At 54.0% G+C, this 2569-nt stretch carries 2 protein-coding genes; both read right to left on the minus strand.

What is annotated here, in order from left to right:
• Positions 1–1748: PQQ-like beta-propeller repeat protein (locus FJY67_12005; GenBank protein ID MBM3330171.1), on the minus strand; the 1748-nt coding region annotated here is incomplete at its 3' end.
• Positions 1749–1810: 62 nt separating this feature from the next.
• Positions 1811–2242, minus strand: coding sequence for a hypothetical protein (locus FJY67_12010; protein ID MBM3330172.1), 432 nt, complete (start codon positions 2240–2242; stop codon positions 1811–1813).
• Between the last annotated feature and the right edge of the window lie 327 nt (positions 2243–2569).

Consider the following 2569-nt stretch of genomic DNA (forward strand, 5'->3'; position numbering starts at 1 on the left):
AAGGTCGCTTCCTGACGCGGCTCGAGGAATAATTCGGGGAGATTAGGCTCGAAGGCTCGAATGACGCCGCGCACCTGAATATTCCACTGAATAGAATCTGCGGGAATGGGATCGACGTTCGGGTCGAAGACCTTGGCTTTCAGAGCATACCCGCCCGTCCGGTTGAACGCGTAGGACCGGATTCCGATCCGGTCATCCCCTGCCACTTCCTCCCATCTCACCGCCGTCGAGTCGTAAATCATCCATTCATACCGCAGATTCTCCCTATCTCCAATGTAAGCGACGGAGTCGAGGGAGAAGTCAATCTCGGAATTGCGCTGAATTGTGAGGGATAGGGTGTCGGGGGTGTGGGAGGTGATGAGCAGTTCAACTACCGTTACATGCCAGAGTATCGCAGCCGTAATATTGTCAACGGACACTTCGCATTGAACCACTTGTTCACCTGGCACTTCAAAATCAATATGAATCAGGGTGTCGCCTTGGGCTTCCAACTCCTGATCGTCAAGAGTCCAACGGTAGTCGATAACACCACCATATGTACTCCTTGCCACCGCGATGAAGTCGACTTCACTCATCGCCAGCACACCAAGCAACGTATCTTCTGGTTCATAGCGAATAAACCGCGGCCCGAAAATGTCCGGCTCAAGGCGAACTACTACGCCGTCGTGGCCTCTATTCTCACGATCATTGTTCATGATCCCACATGCGACAATTGTGTTATGCGGTAACACAATGACGCTCATTAGTTGATTATAGCGGCGCTGATTGCGGGGTTGTCCATCGACGACATTCGCAAAGTCCTTGGACCAACGGATGTTGCCTTCCCTATCCAATCTTATAGCCATGGGATAATCGATGTCGCCGATGTTTCTTGTTCCCACCAGAATGAAGCCTTCGTCGGAGAGTTTGTTGATGGACTCAAGGTAAGAGCGGTTGTCAATAATATGATTGGCAATCGGGTTGCCATCTGCATCGAATCGAAAGACCGCAAAGCCGCCCTCACCATTGGCGCGGTAGCAAATACCTCCGGCGGCAAATCCACCAGGAGTGGAGATTAACGAGGTTGCATAGGCGTCTGTAGCTCCTTCAGGCAAGTGGAGTGTGGACCAAATTACAACGCCCTCGTAATTGACCTTTACAAACCACGTAGTAGTGGATCTTCCGCTATCAGCCCAGGCTTGTCCGGCCAGAACCAGCCCATCCTGAGTTTCTCTAAGGCCATGAAAGCCTCTGCCTTCATCATACCTACTGATCCAATCCACTTCCCCCTCTGCATCGATTACCGCAACCAGTCCGGCTCGTGAATTGTCTTCTCCAAAATAGATACCGCCGATGGCAAAGCGACCGTCCTTAAGTTCGATAATCGCGGAAGCGCGGCCATCTTCGTAACCTTGCTCCCACACTCGATCGCCGTCGCGATTGAATCTCACTGCTCCGAAACCCCGCCCGCCGGCAGTGCCTGAAGCGACCGCATCCCCATTATCTGCTTCTATGACTGACCAAAGACGTGCGCCGTTCAAGACCCGCTCCCATCGCAAGGCACCTTCTGCATCAAGGCACACTAACCATGGCCTTCCATCAGTTCCGCCACAAAGATAGAAGTCGCCATTGGCGCAGGCGTAAATGTCCTGGAATATGTCCGTGCCGCCACGATCATAGTAGCGTAACTGGTCGATCTCAGGTTGAGCAACAAGGCTATCGCTGAGGCCCAGGATTGATATGGCGAGGATTATTGAGGTCTTACTCATTTCAGCCGCAGGAGGTGCCAGCCTTTCGACCGACACCGCCTCGAGTGATAGTTGAATTACCCCTAATGCGCTTCGGCATATCCAGAACAAAGTCCCCCCAGTATCGGAAATACTTGGGGCGGTTCACGCGGTGGGGCGCCTCCGGGTCCTGTCCAATTATTGATATTGGCTCCGGCAGGATCTCGAAGCCAACTAATCCTCACCGACACTGCATCAGGATGGAGTTCGTCGAAAGTGAAACTCCAGTATTCGAATGAACTGCCTTGAGGATTCATTTCCTTCAGCGGTCCGACCGCATTGCCGTTTTGATCGATCTGCTGACAGGTAACCTCGGCGTCGCCTGAACTGAAGTTGTTCCAGTTCAGTTGCATACTGACCGGAAGTTGATCCGCCCGTGCAGGCTGCGGCACAGGCCAGACCAGGATACCTGCCAGCAGGAGCAGGCAGGCTGCCAGCCGAAGAGCCGGCTTGCGGAAGAGGTTCAGTGAAAGCATGGGAAGGCTCCGTTAGTGAATGTTGATTGCCAGTTGGGTCGAGAGGATGAGCGCAACAGGATGCGGTCTATGGCATATTCACGGCGGAGCACGGCTTCGCGGCCCTCTTAGGCGTGAGCGGCATCCCCACCCCCCCCCCCCCCCCGTCCGGCGGGGTCGGACTTAGGAATCTACCTTAAGGAACAAGGATAGCGTCAGGTCTCGCGCGAGTGCTGAAGTCCGCAAGCGGGCAGTGCAGGTAAGGATAAGATAAGCAGCAACGTGTCGATTTGCAAGAAGATACGAGGAAATGCAAAAGTCGTTGGTGCCGGACCGGACAGGCCGGGA

It is taken from the genome of Calditrichota bacterium (assembly GCA_016867835.1).
GTDB lineage: Bacteria > Electryoneota > AABM5-125-24 > Hatepunaeales > Hatepunaeaceae > VGIQ01.

What these genes read in the sequence shown, in the direction of transcription:
- FJY67_12010 (MBM3330172.1), bottom strand. Translation starts at nt 2,242, where the DNA reads ATGCTTTCACTGAACCTCTTCCGCAAGCCGGCTCTTCGGCTGGCAGCC.